The sequence below is a fragment of the Paraneptunicella aestuarii genome, from assembly GCF_019900845.1.
Classification (GTDB): Bacteria; Pseudomonadota; Gammaproteobacteria; order Enterobacterales; family Alteromonadaceae; genus Paraneptunicella; species Paraneptunicella aestuarii.
On the sequence record NZ_CP074570.1, the window covers coordinates 2,984,405 to 3,002,098 of the forward strand.

At 44.9% G+C, this 17,694-nt stretch carries 16 protein-coding genes and 3 tRNA genes; 6 read left to right on the plus strand and 13 right to left on the minus strand.

Annotation, left to right across the window (positions count from 1 at the left end; translation table 11 throughout):
* Nucleotides 1-7: 7 nt before the first annotated feature.
* Nucleotides 8-1,357, plus strand: coding sequence for a lysine N(6)-hydroxylase/L-ornithine N(5)-oxygenase family protein (locus KIH87_RS11580; protein WP_232358029.1), 1,350 nt, complete (start codon nucleotides 8-10; stop codon nucleotides 1,355-1,357).
* A gap of 303 nt (nucleotides 1,358-1,660) precedes the next feature.
* A complete protein-coding gene (locus KIH87_RS11585; protein ID WP_232358030.1) occupies nucleotides 1,661-2,881 on the plus strand; it encodes a multidrug effflux MFS transporter in 1,221 nt (406 codons plus the stop codon).
* Nucleotides 2,882-2,941: 60 nt separating this feature from the next.
* Here KIH87_RS11585 and nhaD read toward each other — a convergent pair whose 3' ends face one another.
* The 3 genes from nhaD to KIH87_RS11600 all read right to left on the minus strand — a co-directional run bounded on the left by nhaD (nucleotide 2,942) and on the right by KIH87_RS11600 (nucleotide 7,701).
* On the minus strand, nucleotides 2,942-4,210 hold the full coding sequence (gene nhaD, locus KIH87_RS11590; protein ID WP_232358031.1) for a sodium:proton antiporter NhaD: 1,269 nt from the start codon (nucleotides 4,208-4,210) through the stop codon (nucleotides 2,942-2,944).
* Between the two features lie 277 nt (nucleotides 4,211-4,487).
* Nucleotides 4,488-6,995, minus strand: a complete 2,508-nt coding sequence (locus KIH87_RS11595) for an ABC transporter permease (protein ID WP_232358032.1) — start codon at nucleotides 6,993-6,995, stop codon at nucleotides 4,488-4,490.
* A gap of 4 nt (nucleotides 6,996-6,999) precedes the next feature.
* The gene (locus KIH87_RS11600) at nucleotides 7,000-7,701 is read right to left on the minus strand and encodes an ABC transporter ATP-binding protein (RefSeq protein WP_232361474.1); all 702 of its coding nucleotides are present in this window, start codon (nucleotides 7,699-7,701) and stop codon (nucleotides 7,000-7,002) included.
* Between the two features lie 46 nt (nucleotides 7,702-7,747).
* Here KIH87_RS11600 and KIH87_RS11605 point away from each other — a divergent pair, with 46 nt between their 5' ends.
* On the plus strand, nucleotides 7,748-8,380 hold the full coding sequence (locus KIH87_RS11605; RefSeq protein WP_408635810.1) for an arylesterase: 633 nt from the start codon (nucleotides 7,748-7,750) through the stop codon (nucleotides 8,378-8,380).
* 15 nt (nucleotides 8,381-8,395) lie between these two features.
* On the opposite strand, the gene KIH87_RS11610 is transcribed toward KIH87_RS11605, so the two are convergent.
* Nucleotides 8,396-8,845: a DUF2721 domain-containing protein gene (locus KIH87_RS11610; RefSeq protein WP_232358033.1), complete on the minus strand. Its 450-nt coding sequence runs from the start codon at nucleotides 8,843-8,845 to the stop codon at nucleotides 8,396-8,398.
* A 305-nt stretch (nucleotides 8,846-9,150) separates the two neighbouring features.
* Here KIH87_RS11610 and KIH87_RS11615 point away from each other — a divergent pair, with 305 nt between their 5' ends.
* The gene (locus KIH87_RS11615) at nucleotides 9,151-9,408 is read left to right on the plus strand and encodes a hypothetical protein (RefSeq protein ID WP_232358034.1); all 258 of its coding nucleotides are present in this window, start codon (nucleotides 9,151-9,153) and stop codon (nucleotides 9,406-9,408) included.
* A gap of 76 nt (nucleotides 9,409-9,484) precedes the next feature.
* Here KIH87_RS11615 and KIH87_RS11620 read toward each other — a convergent pair whose 3' ends face one another.
* The 9 genes from KIH87_RS11620 to gltX all read right to left on the minus strand — a co-directional run bounded on the left by KIH87_RS11620 (nucleotide 9,485) and on the right by gltX (nucleotide 16,460).
* A complete protein-coding gene (locus tag KIH87_RS11620; RefSeq protein ID WP_232358035.1) occupies nucleotides 9,485-10,798 on the minus strand; it encodes an amidohydrolase family protein in 1,314 nt (437 codons plus the stop codon).
* Nucleotides 10,798-12,246, minus strand: a complete 1,449-nt coding sequence (locus KIH87_RS11625) for an amidohydrolase (protein WP_232358036.1) — start codon at nucleotides 12,244-12,246, stop codon at nucleotides 10,798-10,800. The genes KIH87_RS11620 and KIH87_RS11625 overlap by 1 nt, the downstream gene beginning before the upstream one ends.
* 100 nt (nucleotides 12,247-12,346) lie before the next feature.
* Entirely contained in the window at nucleotides 12,347-13,279 is a 933-nt protein-coding gene (locus tag KIH87_RS11630) for a tRNA-dihydrouridine synthase (protein WP_232358037.1), read from the minus strand.
* A 33-nt stretch (nucleotides 13,280-13,312) separates the two neighbouring features.
* The gene (locus tag KIH87_RS11635) at nucleotides 13,313-13,534 is read right to left on the minus strand and encodes a DUF2798 domain-containing protein (RefSeq protein ID WP_232358038.1); all 222 of its coding nucleotides are present in this window, start codon (nucleotides 13,532-13,534) and stop codon (nucleotides 13,313-13,315) included.
* A 284-nt stretch (nucleotides 13,535-13,818) separates the two neighbouring features.
* Entirely contained in the window at nucleotides 13,819-14,235 is a 417-nt protein-coding gene (gene arfB / locus KIH87_RS11640; protein ID WP_232358039.1) for an alternative ribosome rescue aminoacyl-tRNA hydrolase ArfB, read from the minus strand.
* A gap of 160 nt (nucleotides 14,236-14,395) precedes the next feature.
* Nucleotides 14,396-14,471: transfer RNA gene (locus tag KIH87_RS11645), tRNA-Glu, on the minus strand.
* A gap of 281 nt (nucleotides 14,472-14,752) precedes the next feature.
* Nucleotides 14,753-14,828: transfer RNA gene (locus KIH87_RS11650), tRNA-Glu, on the minus strand.
* 58 nt (nucleotides 14,829-14,886) lie between these two features.
* A tRNA-Ala gene (locus tag KIH87_RS11655) sits at nucleotides 14,887-14,962 on the minus strand.
* An 88-nt stretch (nucleotides 14,963-15,050) separates the two neighbouring features.
* Nucleotides 15,051-16,460: a glutamate--tRNA ligase gene (gene gltX / locus KIH87_RS11660; RefSeq protein ID WP_232358040.1), complete on the minus strand. Its 1,410-nt coding sequence runs from the start codon at nucleotides 16,458-16,460 to the stop codon at nucleotides 15,051-15,053.
* Between the two features lie 184 nt (nucleotides 16,461-16,644).
* On the opposite strand from gltX, the gene KIH87_RS11665 reads away from it, so the two are divergent.
* Nucleotides 16,645-17,367: an AzlC family ABC transporter permease gene (locus KIH87_RS11665; protein ID WP_232358041.1), complete on the plus strand. Its 723-nt coding sequence runs from the start codon at nucleotides 16,645-16,647 to the stop codon at nucleotides 17,365-17,367.
* Nucleotides 17,360-17,677 (plus strand): AzlD domain-containing protein, encoded by a 318-nt coding sequence (locus KIH87_RS11670; RefSeq protein WP_232358042.1) that lies wholly within the window; start codon nucleotides 17,360-17,362, stop codon nucleotides 17,675-17,677. Before KIH87_RS11665 ends, KIH87_RS11670 begins: the two co-directional genes overlap by 8 nt.
* The last annotated feature ends 17 nt before the right edge of the window (nucleotides 17,678-17,694 follow it).

Consider the following 17,694-nt stretch of genomic DNA (forward strand, 5'->3'; position numbering starts at 1 on the left):
GTTAATCATGAGCACTCATCAACCATTAGATCTGATTGGCGTGGGCATAGGCCCATTCAACTTAAGTATTGCGGCGTTGTCTGCAACTAAACCGCAACTGTCTTCGCTCTTCTTTGAAAAGAAAGAAAAGTTTGCCTGGCATCCTGGGCTGCTTTTGAAAGATTCTAAAATGCAGACCTCATTCCTAAAGGATTTAGTGACAGGTGTAGACCCAACCAGCCCATACAGTTTTTTAAACTATCTGGTTAATCAACATAAACTGCATCCTTTTATGGCGTCGGGGCAGTCTGTTATTTCGCGCTTGGAATTCTCCGATTACATGGCATGGGCGGCACATCAAATGCCAAATACTCGTTTTAACAGCGCCGTGGAATCTATTCGTTATCAAGATGGTTTATTTGTGGTTACCAGCCAAGGGCAGCAATATCGCAGCCAGCACTTGGTGATGGGGACTGGCATTCAGCCCTATGTGCCAAAGTGTGCAGAGTCTTTCTTAAGTGCGACCTGTTTTCATGCCAGCCAGCTTGCCTTACATAAACCCGACTTAACCGGAAAACGGGTTGCCATTATCGGCGGAGGACAAACGGGTGCGGACGTATTCCAGCATGTATTCGATAAAAGCTTTGGTACCCCTGAACAAATCAGCTGGATTTCACGTCGCCCGAATATTGAATCACTGGATGAAGGGTGCTTCACCGACGAATATTTCATGCCGGATTATGTGAACGGTTTCTATCACCTGGATCAGAACCATAAGGATCGTGAAGTATCACGACAAAAGCTTACCAGTGATGGTATCACCACAGATTGCTTACAAGGCATTTATCAACGCCTGTATCACGACAAGTATGTATTGAAAAATCCTCAGTGGTGGACAATTCAGCCACACCGTACGCTGGTAGAAATGGACATGAACCAATCCATCGCGAGTGCCAGCAATAACAGTGGCTACAGGCTACAGCTTACTCATGGCCTAACGGGGGAAAGCTCTCTGGTGGAGGCTGATGTTGTGATCCTCTGTACCGGCTTTAAACGCGCATTGCCAAGATGCCTGGCCAGCCTGTTACCACAAATAGAAACCGACGCCTCAGGGCAAGCGATTTTGTCGGAAGATTTTTGCGCCAACTGGCAAGGTTCCGATAATAATCGTATTTACATGGTTAATGCTGGCACGCGTTCTCACGGCATCGCCGAACCACAACTGAGTCTAGCGGCATGGCGAGCGGCTAAAATTATCAACCATATTTGTGGTGAACAAGTCTATGACATCTCCGAAGACAACCATATTCTGGATTGGGGCATGATGGATAAGGCAATGCATCAAGCAGATAGTGGGCGAATGTCTGCGATTGCTTGATGTTGAGACAGCTCTATTAAGCACGACTATCTTTTTTGACATTGGGGGCACGCCATCAATGGAAACTTATCACAGACTCGCCGTAAACCCATCCTTGGGGGCTCCACAGCCGCATCCTTGCGGCTGAGGGTCTGCTTATAATTTTCCATTGATGACTCATTGCCAGAAAAGCCATTAAGAAATGAACTTAACTGCCTGTTTCACCCCAAAACCCTGCTTTCTCGCCGCAATTAACTTACACTTAAACGGATTAAACAGGCATAATGCTGTCCTCTTCTCCGCATTGTTTTTCTCAAGGTAGTTATGACAAATCAGCAGCAACGTGCGCCCTTGCCACTCGGAGAGTTTGTGGTATTGATGGCGTTGCTTTCCTCTTTGGCGGCCTTTTCCATCGACGCCATATTGCCCGCACTTCCCAGCGTAGGTGCCAGCCTTAATGTGACCAACCCTAACGATGTACAACTCATCGTCTCCATGGTGATGTTAGGCATGGGGATTGGGCAATTATTCTGGGGGCCTCTGTGCGACTCCAAAGGCAGAAAACCCACATTATATCTGGGAATATTGGTATTTTTGCTAGGCTCTGTACTCTGCATGACTGCCGACAATCTGCTTTGGATGCTTATTGGCAGGCTCACTCAAGGCTTTGGCATTGGCGCGACTCGCGTAGTCTCGTCGGCACTTGTTCGCGATACGTTTAGTGGACGACATATGTCACGCGTCATGTCGTTTGTCATGATGGTGTTTATCATCATCCCTATGATTGCTCCGCTTGTCGGGCAATTCATTATCAGTCTGTCATCATGGCAAATGGTATTTGTGGTAATTGGCGTCATGGCGCTGCTTACCACTGGCTGGTTTGCTATTCGACAACCCGAAACATTACTCGCAGAGAAACGTAAGCCCTTTACTTTTAAAGCCGTTGGGCAAGCATTTCATGAAGTGCTGACCCATAAAGTCGTTATTGCCTACACGTTAGGGCAAGGCTGTGTGTTTGGAGCCTTTTTGGCATATCTGGTGGCTTCTCAGGCAATCTTTGAGCAGACATTCAATGTCGCCAATGAGTTTCCCATGTACTTTGCCATGATGGCATTTTCTTTTGGTATAGGTGCTTTTCTTAACAGCCGCTTGGTTATCAAATATGGTATGCGCAAAATGGTGTATTACTCACTCCCCATCTACATTGGTTTGGCAAGTGTTTTATTTGTGGTTTGCCTATTTAATGAAGGCAAGCCGGCCCTTTGGCTATTCATGATGCTGTCCCTGCCGATGTTCTTCACCATTAATATTATGTTTACCAACTTTAACTCGATGGCAATGCATTTGTTGGGACATATCGCAGGTGTAGGAGCCGCTGTAGTAGGTAGTTTATCGACAATGGTAGCCGTGCTTTGCTCTGTGGTGGTTGGACAACGCTTTGATGGCACCTTAACTATCTTTTTTGTCAGCTATATCACCTTGGGTTTACTGACAGTAGCTCTGACCTTATTTGCTCACAAAGCGTGTCCGAATCTGGATGATTGATTAGATAGCCAGTCAATATGGCTGGCTATTCCACTCAAATAGAAATCAGTTTAAGAGGCACTATTTAATAACATAATGCCCCAACGCAAAGACGCACCCGTAACCAATGCTATAGGCAATCATTAAAGGAATAATAAGGCGGAAATAAGCAGCCATCGTAAGCTCTTTCACTTTACTCATCGCTACAATACCCGCGGCTGAACCAATAATCAGCAACGAGCCACCTACCCCAACCGCATAGGTTAAGCACATCCAGTCAGCCAATGGCATATTCACACCAGATTTTAGCAAGGCAGCTGTTAGAGGAACGTTATCAATCGCAGCGGATAAAAGCCCCATACTGTAGTTCGCTACCGCTGTTGGCATAAACTGGTACATATTCAATAAAGCATCCAGCGCATGAACTTCTTTTAACATGCCAACCAGAAGCAATATGCCCAGGAAGAAGAGCAAGGTATCAAATTCGATGTGGCGGATATAATCCAGTACCGGATCGTTCTCAATATCTTCATTGAAAAAGTGCGCCAGCAAGAACATCAGAGACAAGCCAAATAAAAAGCTTAATACCGGTGGAATACCAAACAACACGTTACCAGCGATAGTGCTAACGATGGTCAGGAAGAAAACCAGCGCAATGACTCTATCAACGGGGCGAACGTCAATTTCTCGGGTCTCTATCGCCACCTTGCCTTTTAGTGGAATCGACAACAATATCGCCAACACAATAACGGCAATTAATGAGGGCACGGATAACATCAATAAGTCGGTAATGCTGACCTTACCCGCCAGGAAGATCATCAAGGTTGTCACATCCCCGGTAATCAAGGCGACGCCACCTGAGTTCACTGCGAACACCACCAAAGTAGCGAACCTGAGTGTATTTCGAATAGGCAGATTCAAAGACAACACCAATGCAATAGACACTAGTGTTGCGGTAATGTTATCTGCCAAAGAAGAAAAGACAAAAGCAAAGCCTCCTGTGATAAATAGCAAGGCGCGCTCACTAATATTGGCAGGTAGCAACCAGTAGATAATCTTCTCAATCATGCCCTTCTTGTTGAGGTAAACAACGAAGGTCATGGCCGCCATGAGGAATAGCCACAACCCGGCGATATCACCAATGTTTTCCTGCAAAGCTTCCAAAATACGTTCATGGGTTTCGCCCTGGCTCAAGGCAAACATCAACATCCAACCCAAAGTACCCAGAAATAGCGTTGTTTTAGCTTTGTTCAGGTGAATAACTTCTTCAAACACCACGCCTGCCAAAGCAATAAAAGCAAGTGCAATAAGTAAACCCGGTAGAAATGCGGGCATCATCAGATCGTGCATAAGGGTACAGCTCCAAGGTACAACAAGAAGAGGGGGCAAACGGCGCGAATGATACTCTTGTCAGCACCGAAAATCAGCAATTGAATGCGTAATATACGTAGGATAATTGATCATGCTGTACGGCTTGAAATTCACGCTGGTAATAGGCGCAATTAGTGAGATTAATATATCGACAGGAAGGCAATATTTAGGAGATGTTAGTCCCTGCTCAACAATCACTTTTACATCATTATTGAGCAGAGAAAACCGAGGAAACAGAGAAATTAATGGAATCGCGCTAGACCATTTGCCTTAACAAGGTAGTAGTGTTCAAAGACAATAAACGCCAACAGCTCAATGCCCCCAATAAACCCACAACACCCGCACCAGCCAAAGGAGCCAGGATCCAGTATTCAAAATGAATCATGGGTGCCATCTGGAACAAACCGCTTTGTAAGAAGTACAAACTGATTTCATTTGCCATTGCTGCCATAAGCCCGGCTACCACACCAAGGATAATAAACTCAAACACCACACTGGCACGAATCAATGAGCCTTTCGCTCCTAATGTGCGCAATATCGCTAATTCCTGTTGCCGTTCATCCATACTGGCCTGAACTTGTGCTACCAACACCAAAGAGCCAGCCACCAACACCAGTACCAAAATAAACTCAATCGCCATTGAAACCTGATCAATAATTTCTCTTAATTGATCAATTCGCGCATCGACATCTATCAAAGAAACCGTGCCAAATGGCGCCATTAACTCAGGCACCAACGACTTTTTCTCTTTGGGAATATTAAAGCTGGTGATGTAAGTAGGCTTAAAATTTTCCATCGTTTTAGGATGCATAACGAAAAAGAAATTCGGCTGCATGGTTTGCCAATTCACCTGACGAATACTGGTAACAGTAACCTCCACGACTTCGCTGCCAATATTGAAGCCAAGCACATCACCCAGCTTTATCTTCATGCGCTCAGAGGCATCTTTCTCAACAGAAACAGGCAATGGCTGTCCTTCTTGCCACTCAGTTAACCATTCGCCTTCAATAATCTCATTCTCGTGTTGTAATCGGGTACTCCAGGTCAGGTTAGCTTCTCTGCCCAAACCATCACGCTGCGCCTGCTCATCTTCCTCATTCTTCGCTACAGAGGTACGCACACGCTCACCATTGACCGAAACAAAACGCCCTCGAACAACCGGATAAAACTCCTCGATCTTCAGTCCCTGTGCGGAGAAACGTTGCTCCATTTCAGGCACCTGCTCCTGATTAATATTGATCATAAAGTAATTAGGCGTGCCTTCAGGAAGCTGCGCACGCCATTGCTGCACCATATCGTTGCGCATCACCAACACCATCAGCAACAACATAATAGTGATAGCAAAGCTGATCAGCTGCACACTGTTATCCATAGCTCGGCGTTGAATACGAGCCCAAGCTAACTGCCATGCCCCCATTCTGCCCTGCCCCAAACGGCGTCCAACCCAAATTAACGCAAACGTTACCAGCATCAAGGCAATAACCAGAACAACTCCAGAAACGAACAAAATCAAGCTCATTTCCAGATTGCCACTGTACACCCACATCAGAAGTAAGATGCCTACAGCGGCAGCAATAAATTGTAAAAAACGAGAGCTTAATCGAGCTCCTAAATCTTTGCGCAGAACACGCAATGGCGGCACAGAAAAGAGCTTTAGAAGCGGATAAACAGAAAACAAAATAGCGCAGACAAACCCGGTAAATACCGCAATTCCCACAGGCCCCCAGTACCATGATTGAGCAGCAACCGGAATTTGATCAGCAATTGCCCACACCACGATTTGTTGAGCGATAAAGCCCAAAACACTACCAATAACAATGCCCAACATTGTCACAAAGAAAACTTGCAGCAGATAAACACGCTGAACAAGCTGTTTACTTGCCCCCAGCGTTTTCATGATAGCAACAGGGTCATAATGACGATGGCTGTACCGTTGCGCGGCAACAGCAATGGCAACAGAAGCCAGAACAATGGCAAGCAAACTGGCAAGTAAAAAGAACTGCTCAGCTTTGGCGACCGATTCGCCCATACCCGACTCGTCATCTTCAATGGATTGCCAATCATTCAAGTCGTAAATCAACTTAGGCTCTAACCACTCAGAGTAAGCACTAATCGAATCGGAAGAACCCGCGAAATAGTATTTGTGCACCACTCGGCTCCCTGGCCCGGTAATATGAGCTTTTGCTAAATCCTCAACTCGAATCAGCACCTTGGGATTAATAGCAAATACACTAAAACCACCGTCAGGCACTTCCACCAACACTTTAGTGACACGCACCACTAAATCGCCAATTTCCAACTCGTCGCCTAAATCAATATTCAGGGTTTTAAATAGCTGAGATTCAACCCAGGCTTCACCAATGTCAGGTAAGTCATGAGTAATAACACCCGGCGCGAAAGGCTTCTCCGCAATTTTAACTTCACCTTTCAACGGATAAAAACTGTCTGTAGCTCTAACGTCAATCAACGACATATTATCTTTAGCAAAGGCCATGGAAGTGAGATTCGCTTGATACGCCGTTTCCAAGCCCTGTTGTTTGGCTTGTTGTAACCAGCTTTCGTCGATGACATGGGATGATTTAAGCAATGCATCACCGCCAATAAACTGGGCAGAACGGTCGTTCAGCGCAGACTGCAATCGCTCACTAAATAGCGACAAGGACAAAACCGCCGCCACAGACAAGACGATAGCTAACAAAATAATAGTGAGTTCACCACGGCGTGCTTCGTGTTTGAAAAGACGCCAAGCCAGATTCATCCACATAGGCTTACACCGCTTTCAAATTTGAAGGGGTTGATGATGATTCGGTAATTTCACTCAACTGACCCGCCTGCATTTGCAATTGTCGCTGGCAGCGTTGCGCCAATTCATTATCGTGCGTCACCAACACCAGGGTGGTATTAGAAGTACGGTTTAGTTCAAACAGTAATGCTTGCACCTTTTCACCATTGGCGGCATCAAGGTTTCCTGTGGGTTCGTCAGCGAATAAGATCTGGGGGCGAGTAATAAAGGCGCGAGCAATCGCTACACGCTGCTGCTCTCCACCCGACAGCTGATTAGGATAATGTGTACCTCGATGCTCAAGCCCGACTTTCAATAATAATTCTTCGGCTAATTTACGAGGGTTATCCAGCCCGGCAATTTCCGCAGGTAACATCACATTTTCCAAGGCTGTCAGGCTTTGTACCAGCATAAAACTCTGAAAAATAAAGCCAACATGCGCCCCTCGAACTTGAGCACGTTGCTCTTCATCCATGCTATGTAGTGCTTGTCCATGCAGATAAATTTCCCCTGTTGAAACCTCATCCAATCCAGCGAGTAAGCTCAACAATGTGGATTTACCGGAACCTGACGCACCGACGATAGCAACCGACTCAGCCTCCTTGACATCGAAGCTAATTGGTTGAAGGATCTGTAACTGTCCTTCAGAGGTCGTCACCGTTTTTGTTACGTTACTGGCACTGATCATAACTTTGGGAGAATCTGTCATAGTGTTTAAGCGTCTTCTTTTCTTAATGCTGTTATTACCTGCTTGCACATACTCATTGCAAACCTATGCGAATCAGCCGGATTCCATACAAACTGAATCGACTCAGGCAAAGTCAGGGCATAAATTACTCATTTTGGGCGATAGCCTAAGCGCTGCTTACAATTTAAAGCAAGAACAAGGTTGGGTTTCTTTGTTACAAAATGCTTGGAATGACGCCGGAATATCCATTATTGATGCGGCGATCAGTGGTGAAACAACGGATGGCGGTTTAGCGCGCTTACCAAGGCTTATTGCACAGCATAAGCCGACACATTTACTGATTGAATTAGGTGCGAATGATGGCCTTCGAGGTTATCCAATTCCTAAAATGAAAAATAACCTTCTAGCAATGATAGATCTTGCCAGGAAAAACAATATCCAGGTTGCCTTACAGGAAATGCACATTCCCCCTAACTACGGACGACGTTACACCGATATGTTCAATAATGCCTATCACCAGTTGGGCGAAGAACATAAATTAACGGTGATACCCTTCTTTTTACAGGAAGTCGCGCTAGATAAATCGCTGATGCAACAAGATGGGTTACATCCGAATGCACAAGCTCAGCCGATTATTGCGCGCTATATGAAAGAACAGTTAGAGAGCTGGATTCACTAATTCAAAGCTGGAAAACTATTGGTTTTCCAGCACTCCACCCGGCTTGAGAATTCGAGTCGCAATTTGTACTTCTTTTAAAAACAACAGCAACGCCGTAATCAAAAACAATAATGCAGCCACAAAAAGCCCAACAACCAGCTCGGCTATGTGGAAATCCCAGAAATCGCCAATAAACACGCTGACAACCACTGCGCAAACAAACAAGGCTGACGCGACACAAAAGCCGATAGCACGATTGATAATATCGCTACGACGCCACAATACCTTCAATTCTGCATTGGCTTTTTCACGCACATCGTCCTGATTAAACGCTCGGATCATGCTCTCAACCTGGCGAGCTCGATCGATAATGCGACCCAAGCGCCCAGACATCACATTCAAAAATCCAGCTATCCCGGCTAATAAAAATACGGGGCCTATCGCCAACTGAATAACACTCGCCAATGCCTCGACTGAATTATCCACTTATACCTCTCGTTTACTTAAATTGGATTTCCACTGACTTATGAAAAATATCACAAAAATCAGAAAGATAATGTGTCGCTCTTGTCAAAATCCTATAAATACTTGTTTTTGGTTACACAATGCAATCTATCCATTTGATTTTAATACTGAATTATTAGAGGTATAGAAATATTTCAAATTCTTTAGTATGAATATCAATAAGTAAGAAAAATTTACTCCCTTTATGCCTATTTTAATGGCTGATATAGTGTAAAAAATGTTCTAGACTAACCGTTATGTAATGGTAAAAGAGTGAAGGTATTGAAATGGAAGTAGGTGCAAGTGGCGGGTCGCAAGCGACACTAGCCAGTCAACAAATCCAGCAAGAACAACAAACTCAAAATTCAGCTCAAGTTCGTCAAGAGCAGCTGCAATCTCGTAGGGAAGAAGCAACTGAAACTCGTGCTCAGGAAACTCAAGAGCAACAAGCTTCTCAGCAGGTAGCGCAGCAAACAACTCAGCAAGCAGCCCCAAGTACAGATCCAAACCAGCGCGTCGGTACTATTATCGACACTCAGGCTTAAGCAAAACGGGTTACATCATTAAAAAAGCCGCTTTGAATATCAAAGCGGCTTTTTATTTTCCAAACTTACTGTTTGCTTATGGCTTCACATAGCGATAAGGCATGTTGTCCTGTCTGGTCAGGTAACGATCACGCAGTTTGGTTTGGCGTGATTCCATCGGGATCATTTCTCCGTCGATAATCACTACTTCTGCGTAATTCATCACTTCCAGCGGATCGCCTGTCCACACAACCAAATCGGCTTCTTTGCCAGCAGCCAGGCTACCGGTCTTATCGGCTATCCCCAACAATTCAGCATTGTTGATGGTCAAAGCAGCCATGGCATCAGCCCAAGGCATACCCACAGCAACAGCATTACCCGCCAATTGCGTAATAAGGCGTGTATTGTGAGAGTCTGAACCATATTTGCTGACATTCGCGATGCTGACTTTTACGCCTGCCGCATTTAAACGTGCCGCATTAGTCAAAGTCGCGCCTAATTCACCGAAGTCAAAAGGCAAGTTGGACTCAGGGTTCACAATAACCGAGATGCCCGCTTTAGCGATTTCATCTGCCAACATCCAGGCTTCTGTGGCGAAAACAAAGGTCATGTCCAGCTTGTTAAAGCGAGACTTTAATGCCAACAACTGACGCATATCCGCCGCTCGAGACACGGTTACCATTAAAGGAATTTCACCGCGAACAACCGGGATCAAAGCATTCACATCTGCTTTGCTGTACTCACCGTTCCACTCATCCTGAATAGCAATGGTTTTGCCTTTGCGCGACTCAGCTTCGTCTAATACTGCAATCAAATCAGGCCACAAAGCAGCTCTGGATTCATCCGCGATCATAGGGCCGCTAATGTTCAACGCCATAAAAGCTTTAGACTTAATCACAGGAGAAACCTTGTCTCCCATAGTGATAATAGTCCCCAAACCCTGGAACATAGAGTTGGAATTATCAACCACAGTCGCGGCAGTGGTAATACCGTCAATACGGGTAATGTTGATCAAAGTGGAATCCATGTTAATGCCATACTGGCTATCCAGTTTGGCTCCCACTGTATTTTCCGGATGTTGGAACTCAACACTGGCATCCACAATACCCGCAGACATTCCCACTTCAACCAATCCCAAAGCCGATTTAACCGCAATCAAACCGGGCGTAACCACTTTGCCTTTGGCATCAATAGTGCTGTATCCAGAAGGCACTTCACCATCAGCAGTAATGCTTTGAATTTTACCGTCTTTGATCAGAATAGTGCCGTTATTCACTTTCCCCATTTTGTCCATGGTGTGTACTGTCGCGCCAGTAATAGCTAAGGTGTTAGCCAACGCTGGTGTTGCCAAAGCGCCTAGTAATAAGCTTCCGGTCAGAACTGGTGACAAGGTTTTTAATACAGATTTCATTAGCGTTCTCCCTCACCAGGTTGATCTAACTCGAAGTCACTAACAGGCCACAAGTCAGGATTATTTCTGTCGTATACCAATGCGCCATCGATATACACATGTTCAGCCAAGGCGTAAGTAGAGAATGGATCAGCACTCCAAAGTACCACATCGGCATCTTTACCTACTTCCAAAGAACCGGTTTGATCAAAAATACCCATGGATTTAGCAGGGTTCGCCGACAACCATTGCCATGCATCTTCCTTACTGATATTCAAACCTGCGCGATTAGCACTTCCCAATGCTTTTCCGGCTTCCTGATTCAAACGCTGAATACCTAAATCACTATCTGAGTGAACAATGGCACAGGCTTTATTACTGTGAACAATACCCACGTTCTCTTCGATAGCATCGTAAGCTTCCATTTTGAAGCCCCACCAGTCAGCCCACATGGAAGAACAAACGTTGTTTTCAGCTAACTTATCCGCGATTTTGTAAGACTCAACAGCGTGATGGAAGCTACTGATTTGATAGTTAAACTCTTTCATCACATCCATCATGACTGACATTTCATCAGCACGATAGCAATGCATATGAACTTTAATATCGCCGTTTAATACGCCAGCCAGTGTATCCAGTTTCAGATCCTGAACAGGCGCTTCAACATCTTCACCAGCAGCATGTTTCTTACGATACTCGTCCCACTTTTTCTTGTATTCACGAGCCTCAATCCACGAAGAACGATAACCCGCTACGTTACCCATACGCGTACCTGGGCCGCCTTTTTGACCATAAACGCGTTTAGGGTTTTCACCACAAGCCATTTTCAAGCCATGAGGCGCGCCAGGAAATTTCATTTCCTGAACAGAACGATTAGGAACATTCTTCAGCGTCACCGTGCGTCCGCCAACCAGATTGGCAGAGCCCGGTAGAATTTGCAGGCTGGTTATACCGCCAGCCAATGCAGCAGAAAAGCCCGCATCTTGAGGCCATACCGCATGCTCAGCCCAAACTTCGGCAGTAACAGGCTTGGTCATCTCGTTACCATCAGAATGAGAATCAACCGAAGGCGTTGGGTAAACTCCCAAATGGCTATGGGTATCGATAATGCCGGGCGTAACCCATTTGCCAGTGCCATCAACAACCTTGGCACCTTGAGGAACAGTGATCTTTTCACCTATGGCCTTAATATTGCCGCCTTCCATCAGGATCATGCCCTTTTTGATAACGCCACCAATACCATCAAGAATACTGACGTTCTCAATGACAGTCGGTACGCTGTCTAACGCATGGTAACGAGAAGGATATGGGTCGGGATTAAGTTCAACCAAAGGTCTTTGTTCTGTCGGTTTTTGTTCACTGGTACAAGCGAGAAGAGCTGCACCAGAGGCCGCAATAATAGCCACACGAACCGCATGACTTAACGACCAAACGCGCTTGGCGTCTTGAGTGAGTGTGTTTAATTTCATAGTTTTAATATCTATTTTCAAGGGTCGGAAACAGGCTAGTCATAAGCAAACCATAATGCAATGTTTTTGCTTAATTGACATAAATTCACGATAAATAGCACTAAATTTGCGCTCGAAGGATATTTACTATGGTGTCAGGACAACGCTGAGTGCGAATTTGCAAATACAGTTCTCTCGCCTCTGGATATTGCAAATTGATATAGCGCATCCACTGCTTGATACGGTTTGGATAATAGATCCCTTTATCGCCATATATTTCATAACCAGAATAATGAATGAGCAACTCTATAACCTCAGACCAAGGCATTTTGTTTTGTTCACCACGAATAACTTGCGCCAGATTGGGAACAGCCAATGCGCCTCGCCCAAGCATCAAATCCTGACATTGTGACTCTTCCTGACAACGCAATGCATCTTCGGCCGTCCAAATTTCCCCATTAGCAATAATAGGAACATCGACATACTGCTTAATTTTAGCAATCCAATCCCAATAGGCCGGTGGGTTGTATCCTTCTACCTTAGTACGAGCATGGATAACAAGATGACTCGCCCCGGCTTCTGCCAAGGCTTGTGCATTCTCAATCGCCAGCGTTTTATCATTAAAACCCAGGCGCATTTTCGCCGTAACAGGCTGTTCATTTACAACTGCATCACGCACTTTCTTAACAATTCGATACAGGGTTTCTGGCTCTTGCAGCAATACAGCCCCCCCCTTGCTTTTATTCACCGTTTTGGCAGGACAACCAAAATTCAGATCCAAACCGTGGGAACCTAACTCAATAGCTCGCACTGCGTTCTCAGCCAACCAATCAGGCTCCTGCCCCAATAACTGAACCCGAACAGGCGTGCCCGATTTGGTTACTCCACCTTCTTTTAATTCAGGACAAAATCGGTAAAACACCTTCTTAGGCAAAAGCTGATCTACGACTCGCACAAACTCAGTAACACACAAATCAAAGCCACCGATTTGAGTCAGCATTTCACGCATTAAGTGATCAACTACCCCTTCCATCGGGGCCAGCATTAGTTTCATGAAGTTTATCTACAAGAAGGTTGAAAAAAGCGGTTATTTAATGACCTTAGCCACCAATCTATGCACAATTGGCGACACGAAAACAACAGTGGGAAAAGCCACAATGAATGCAAAGGCCCAGGCATTTAGCCAAACAGATAACAAATTAGGAATAAAACCAACGTTGTATACGGTAATAACGAAAGACATGATGCACGACATCAATAAGGCCATAAAAAACGCAAAAACAAAACGATGATACTTGGCACTAATCATTCAAAACTCCAATGATGTAAATCTTTCAGGTCAGCAGACCTAAATAACCTGAGCTCCGAGCTCACTTCTATCTACATACCTGTTCCAAACTATCAGTCACCTGTAGAGAATTAGGAGCAAACCCTCAGCCGCAGGGAAGCGGCTGTGGAGCCTACATGGAAGTATCCACGGCGAGTTTGCAACAAATCTCTATGAGTGACTGACAATAAAACACAGCTATCTAGCCGCTCTTACAGCAAGGCTTAAGTGCGCGGATTGTACCATAATCAGGCCATAATCAAGATTTAATAATCCTTGATCTTGCCACGCATGGTTTTGGTTTTACTACGATGCGTCTTGGTATCCATACGCTTCTGTCTGGCACTAAAACTGGGACGAGTCGCCTTGCGAGATTTCTGTACAACCGTCGCACTTTGAATCAACTCAACCAGGCGTTGAATGGCATCTTCTTTATTTTGCTCCTGAGTTCGATATTGCTGAGCTTTTATAACAATAATACCGTCTTTGGTAATACGGTGATCATGCAACGCCAACAAGCGCTCTTTATAAAAATCAGGCAATGATGATGCATTAATATCGAACCGAAGGTGAATAGCGCTTGAAACCTTATTAACGTTTTGCCCGCCAGCGCCCTGAGCACGAATCGCAGATAATTCGACTTCATCCTCAGACAAAGCCACATTACTCGAAATTTGAATCATAATGCTCCCCTCCTTGCTAAACAGGTTCCCACGAACGCTTCCAAGAACGTTTTAAGAGAGATAAGTATAAACCCAAGCGACATAATGCCTAGACGGAAAAACACCTAAACGAAAAAAGCCGCTCTATTGAGCGGCTTATCCGAGCTTTTACAAGCTAATTTGGCGTCCCCTAGGGGATTCGAACCCCTGTTACCGCCGTGAAAGGGCGGTGTCCTAGGCCTCTAGACGAAGGGGACAGTAAAACTGTCACTGGTAAACACCAATAAACGAAATTCGTTTTAAACTCGCTTGGAAGCGTTGTGAAGCTTGACCTAGTTAGCTTCTCTTCTCAAGAGAGGTGCGCATTATAGCGACTTAATTTTGCTTGGCAATCCTTTTTTTTAGCAATTTTTGCAACTTTTTCGTTTCCATGAAAAAGGCATTGTTTCACCAAAATTACTTCCATTTTTTCTATCGCTTATCAAGAAAACGCAATCTATACCTGTTGATTGCACTCATTGATAAAACCAAGAGTAAGTGGCGTCCCCTAGGGGATTCGAACCCCTGTTACCGCCGTGAAAGGGCGGTGTCCTAGGCCTCTAGACGAAGGGGACAGCGTATTTACTGTCAGGTAACACCTTTACTCTTTTTACCATCCATGATTGGGCATCTTGGTGGAGCTAGGCGGGATCGAACCGCCGACCTCTTGCATGCCATGCAAGCGCTCTCCCAGCTGAGCTATAGCCCCGGAGAATTGAGGAGATTTCGTTTAAAAACCTGTTCCTCAACAGCGGGGCGAATTCTATGGCTCAACCTAAAGTATGTCAATGCATTTTTTAGGAATTTTCTCTGTCTGCTATATATTTAAGCGCCTTGTTTATTCGTTGTTCAACATCTGATTGTTTTATCAACTGCAAGGTCACATCCAGAGAAGGAGAATTACCCGAGCCGGTAACAGCAACACGTAATGGCATCCCTACTTTACCCATTCCCACTTCCAATTCTTCAGCGGCTGCATTAATAGCGGCATGAATATTTTCAGCATTCCATTCAGTAATCGCAGCTAATTTTGCAGCAACCACTTCTAACGGCTGTTTCGCCACAGGGCGCAAATGCTTCTTGGCTGCATTCTCATCAAAGTCTTCGTATTCTTCATAGAAATAGCGGCTAATCTCCACCATTTCTTTTAAGGTTTTCACCCTTTCAGCCTGAATAGCAATAATGTCTTCCAAGGCCGGGCCATTTTGCGTATTCACTCCCGCTTGCTCAAAATGCCAAATCAAATGCTTGGCCACTTCGGATGCAGGAAGGGTTTTCATATAATGCTGGTTCAACCATTGCAGCTTTTCAGTATTAAAAGCCGAAGCAGAAGAACTGATCGCATCCAGATTAAACAGCTTAATCATTTCTTCTTTAGAGAAGATTTCCTGATCGCCATATGACCAACCCAAACGTACCAGATAATTCAGCAACGCCTCTGGCAAATAACCATCATCACGATACTGCATAACACCTACCGCACCATGACGCTTCGACAACTTCTTGCCATCGTCACCCAAAATCATGGAAACGTGAGCATACTCAGGTATTGGCGCACCCAAAGCCTGCAAAATGTTAATTTGACGAGGAGTGTTATTGATGTGATCTTCACCACGAACAACATGGGTAATGCCCATATCCCAATCATCAACCACTACACAGAAGTTATAGGTTGGCACGCCATCGCTACGCTGAATAATCAAATCGTCCAGTTCACTATTGGAGATTTCAATGCGTCCACGAATGTGATCATTGATAACCACACTACCCTCTTGCGGGTTTTTAAAGCGCACAACATAAGGCATATCTTCCGGATGGTCTGTACGATCACGCCAGGTACCAGGGTAACGAGGTTTTTCACCCTTCGCTTTTTGCTCTTCACGAATTGCATCTAATTCATCCAAAGGCATAAAGCATTTATAAGCTTTGCCTTCATCCAACATTTGTTGAACAATTTCTTTATAGCGGTCAAAGCGCTTGGTTTGATAGTACGGGCCATCATCCCAGGTTAAACCAAGCCATTCCATACCTTCCAAAATAGCGTCAATCGCTTCCTGGGTAGAACGTTCAATATCAGTATCTTCAATACGTAGTACAAATTTACCGCCCTGGCTTTTTGCATATAACCAGGAATACAGAGCCGTTCTGGCTCCACCTACGTGTAGATAGCCCGTTGGACTGGGCGCAAAGCGAGTTACAACCGTCATTTCCTAAACCCGTTAAAAAAAGTGCCGGGATCATACCAGCGAACCGAGTTAATTAAAACGTAACTTAAACGCCCAGAATGAATAATCAATAGATTAAAACAAAAGAAATTTGCAGCTCGCACAGCTTACTAAAAAACCATAATGAGACTATGATTCGCCCACCCGTACATTTTGGTTTAAATAAGTGAATTCCAATTCAGTATCCCAGGAATGGCTTAAAGGCTTTCAAGACACAATCCCCCTGACTATTGCAGCCATCCCGTTTGCTATTATTTATGGTGCACTCGGGCAATCTCTAGGGCTAGATATATGGATCGTATTTGCCATGTCGTTACTGGTTTATGCCGGTGCTTCGCAATTTATTGCGTTGTCAATGCTGACGTCTGGTGCAAGTATTCCACTAATCATCATGACCGTATTCATGGTGAACTTACGTCATAGTCTGTATTCGGTCAGTCTGTTGCCTTTTGTATCGAGAATATCGCTTTTAAAACGATTAATGATGGGATTTACACTCACTGACGAAACCTTCGCAGTCGTCATTAATCATGCAACAAAAGTTGGACAACAAGCCGATATTTCTGCCTTTTATCTTGGTTCAGCCAGTGTTTTATATAGCAATTGGGTTCTCTTCTCCGTTCTCGGTTTTTATGTGGGGTCAGCTTTTCCTCAACTCACTGAATACGGATTGGATGTTGCCATGGTTGTGGCATTTTCAGGTATTGTGGCGGGTCAATTACGCCTCCCCAGCTATTGGTTATGCGCTCTGGTCGCAGGAGTATCAGGCGCCCTCACCTACCATTGGCCGCATCAAAGTGGCCTGGTCGTTTCAGCATTATTGGCTATCACGATAGGCGTGTGGTCGGAAAATCAATTACAGAAAAAACAGGAGCAGCAATATGTCTGAGTGGTTGCTCATTGTCGGTATGTCCATCGTAACCTTTATTCCCAGATTTTTGCCTATGGCACTGGCAAATAGATTGAACTTGCCTAAAACCGTCGTGCAAGCACTTTCGTATGTTCCCGTTGCCGTGCTAACCATTATTGTGGTTCAAAGCAGTTTATTTCATAACGGAAAGCTCAACCTTGCACTGGATAATGGTTATATCTGGGCAGCCATTACAGCCATGCTCTTTACATTTATTCAACCGAGACTGCTGTTAAGTATAGTCGCAGGCATGGCGGCCTATTTATTGGTGAAATTTGGACTGACATAGTTGCCGAAAAATCCTGC

Bases quoted from the DNA above. Each gene is read 5' to 3' on its own strand.
- nhaD (WP_232358031.1), bottom strand. From the start codon at position 4,210: ATGCACGATCTGATGATGCCCGCATTTCTACCGGGTTTACTTATTGCA.
- KIH87_RS11595 (WP_232358032.1), bottom strand. From the start codon at position 6,995: ATGTGGATGAATCTGGCTTGGCGTCTTTTCAAACACGAAGCACGCCGT.
- arfB (WP_232358039.1), bottom strand. From the start codon at position 14,235: ATGATTCAAATTTCGAGTAATGTGGCTTTGTCTGAGGATGAAGTCGAA.
- KIH87_RS11635 (WP_232358038.1), bottom strand. From the start codon at position 13,534: ATGATTAGTGCCAAGTATCATCGTTTTGTTTTTGCGTTTTTTATGGCC.
- KIH87_RS11605 (WP_408635810.1), top strand. From the start codon at position 7,748: ATGCTGTTATTACCTGCTTGCACATACTCATTGCAAACCTATGCGAAT.
- KIH87_RS11585 (WP_232358030.1), top strand. From the start codon at position 1,661: ATGACAAATCAGCAGCAACGTGCGCCCTTGCCACTCGGAGAGTTTGTG.
- KIH87_RS11625 (WP_232358036.1), bottom strand. From the start codon at position 12,246: ATGAAATTAAACACACTCACTCAAGACGCCAAGCGCGTTTGGTCGTTA.
- gltX (WP_232358040.1), bottom strand. From the start codon at position 16,460: ATGACGGTTGTAACTCGCTTTGCGCCCAGTCCAACGGGCTATCTACAC.
- KIH87_RS11620 (WP_232358035.1), bottom strand. From the start codon at position 10,798: ATGAAATCTGTATTAAAAACCTTGTCACCAGTTCTGACCGGAAGCTTA.
- KIH87_RS11670 (WP_232358042.1), top strand. From the start codon at position 17,360: ATGTCTGAGTGGTTGCTCATTGTCGGTATGTCCATCGTAACCTTTATT.
- KIH87_RS11600 (WP_232361474.1), bottom strand. From the start codon at position 7,701: ATGATCAGTGCCAGTAACGTAACAAAAACGGTGACGACCTCTGAAGGA.
- KIH87_RS11615 (WP_232358034.1), top strand. From the start codon at position 9,151: ATGGAAGTAGGTGCAAGTGGCGGGTCGCAAGCGACACTAGCCAGTCAA.
- KIH87_RS11580 (WP_232358029.1), top strand. From the start codon at position 8: ATGAGCACTCATCAACCATTAGATCTGATTGGCGTGGGCATAGGCCCA.
- KIH87_RS11630 (WP_232358037.1), bottom strand. From the start codon at position 13,279: ATGAAACTAATGCTGGCCCCGATGGAAGGGGTAGTTGATCACTTAATG.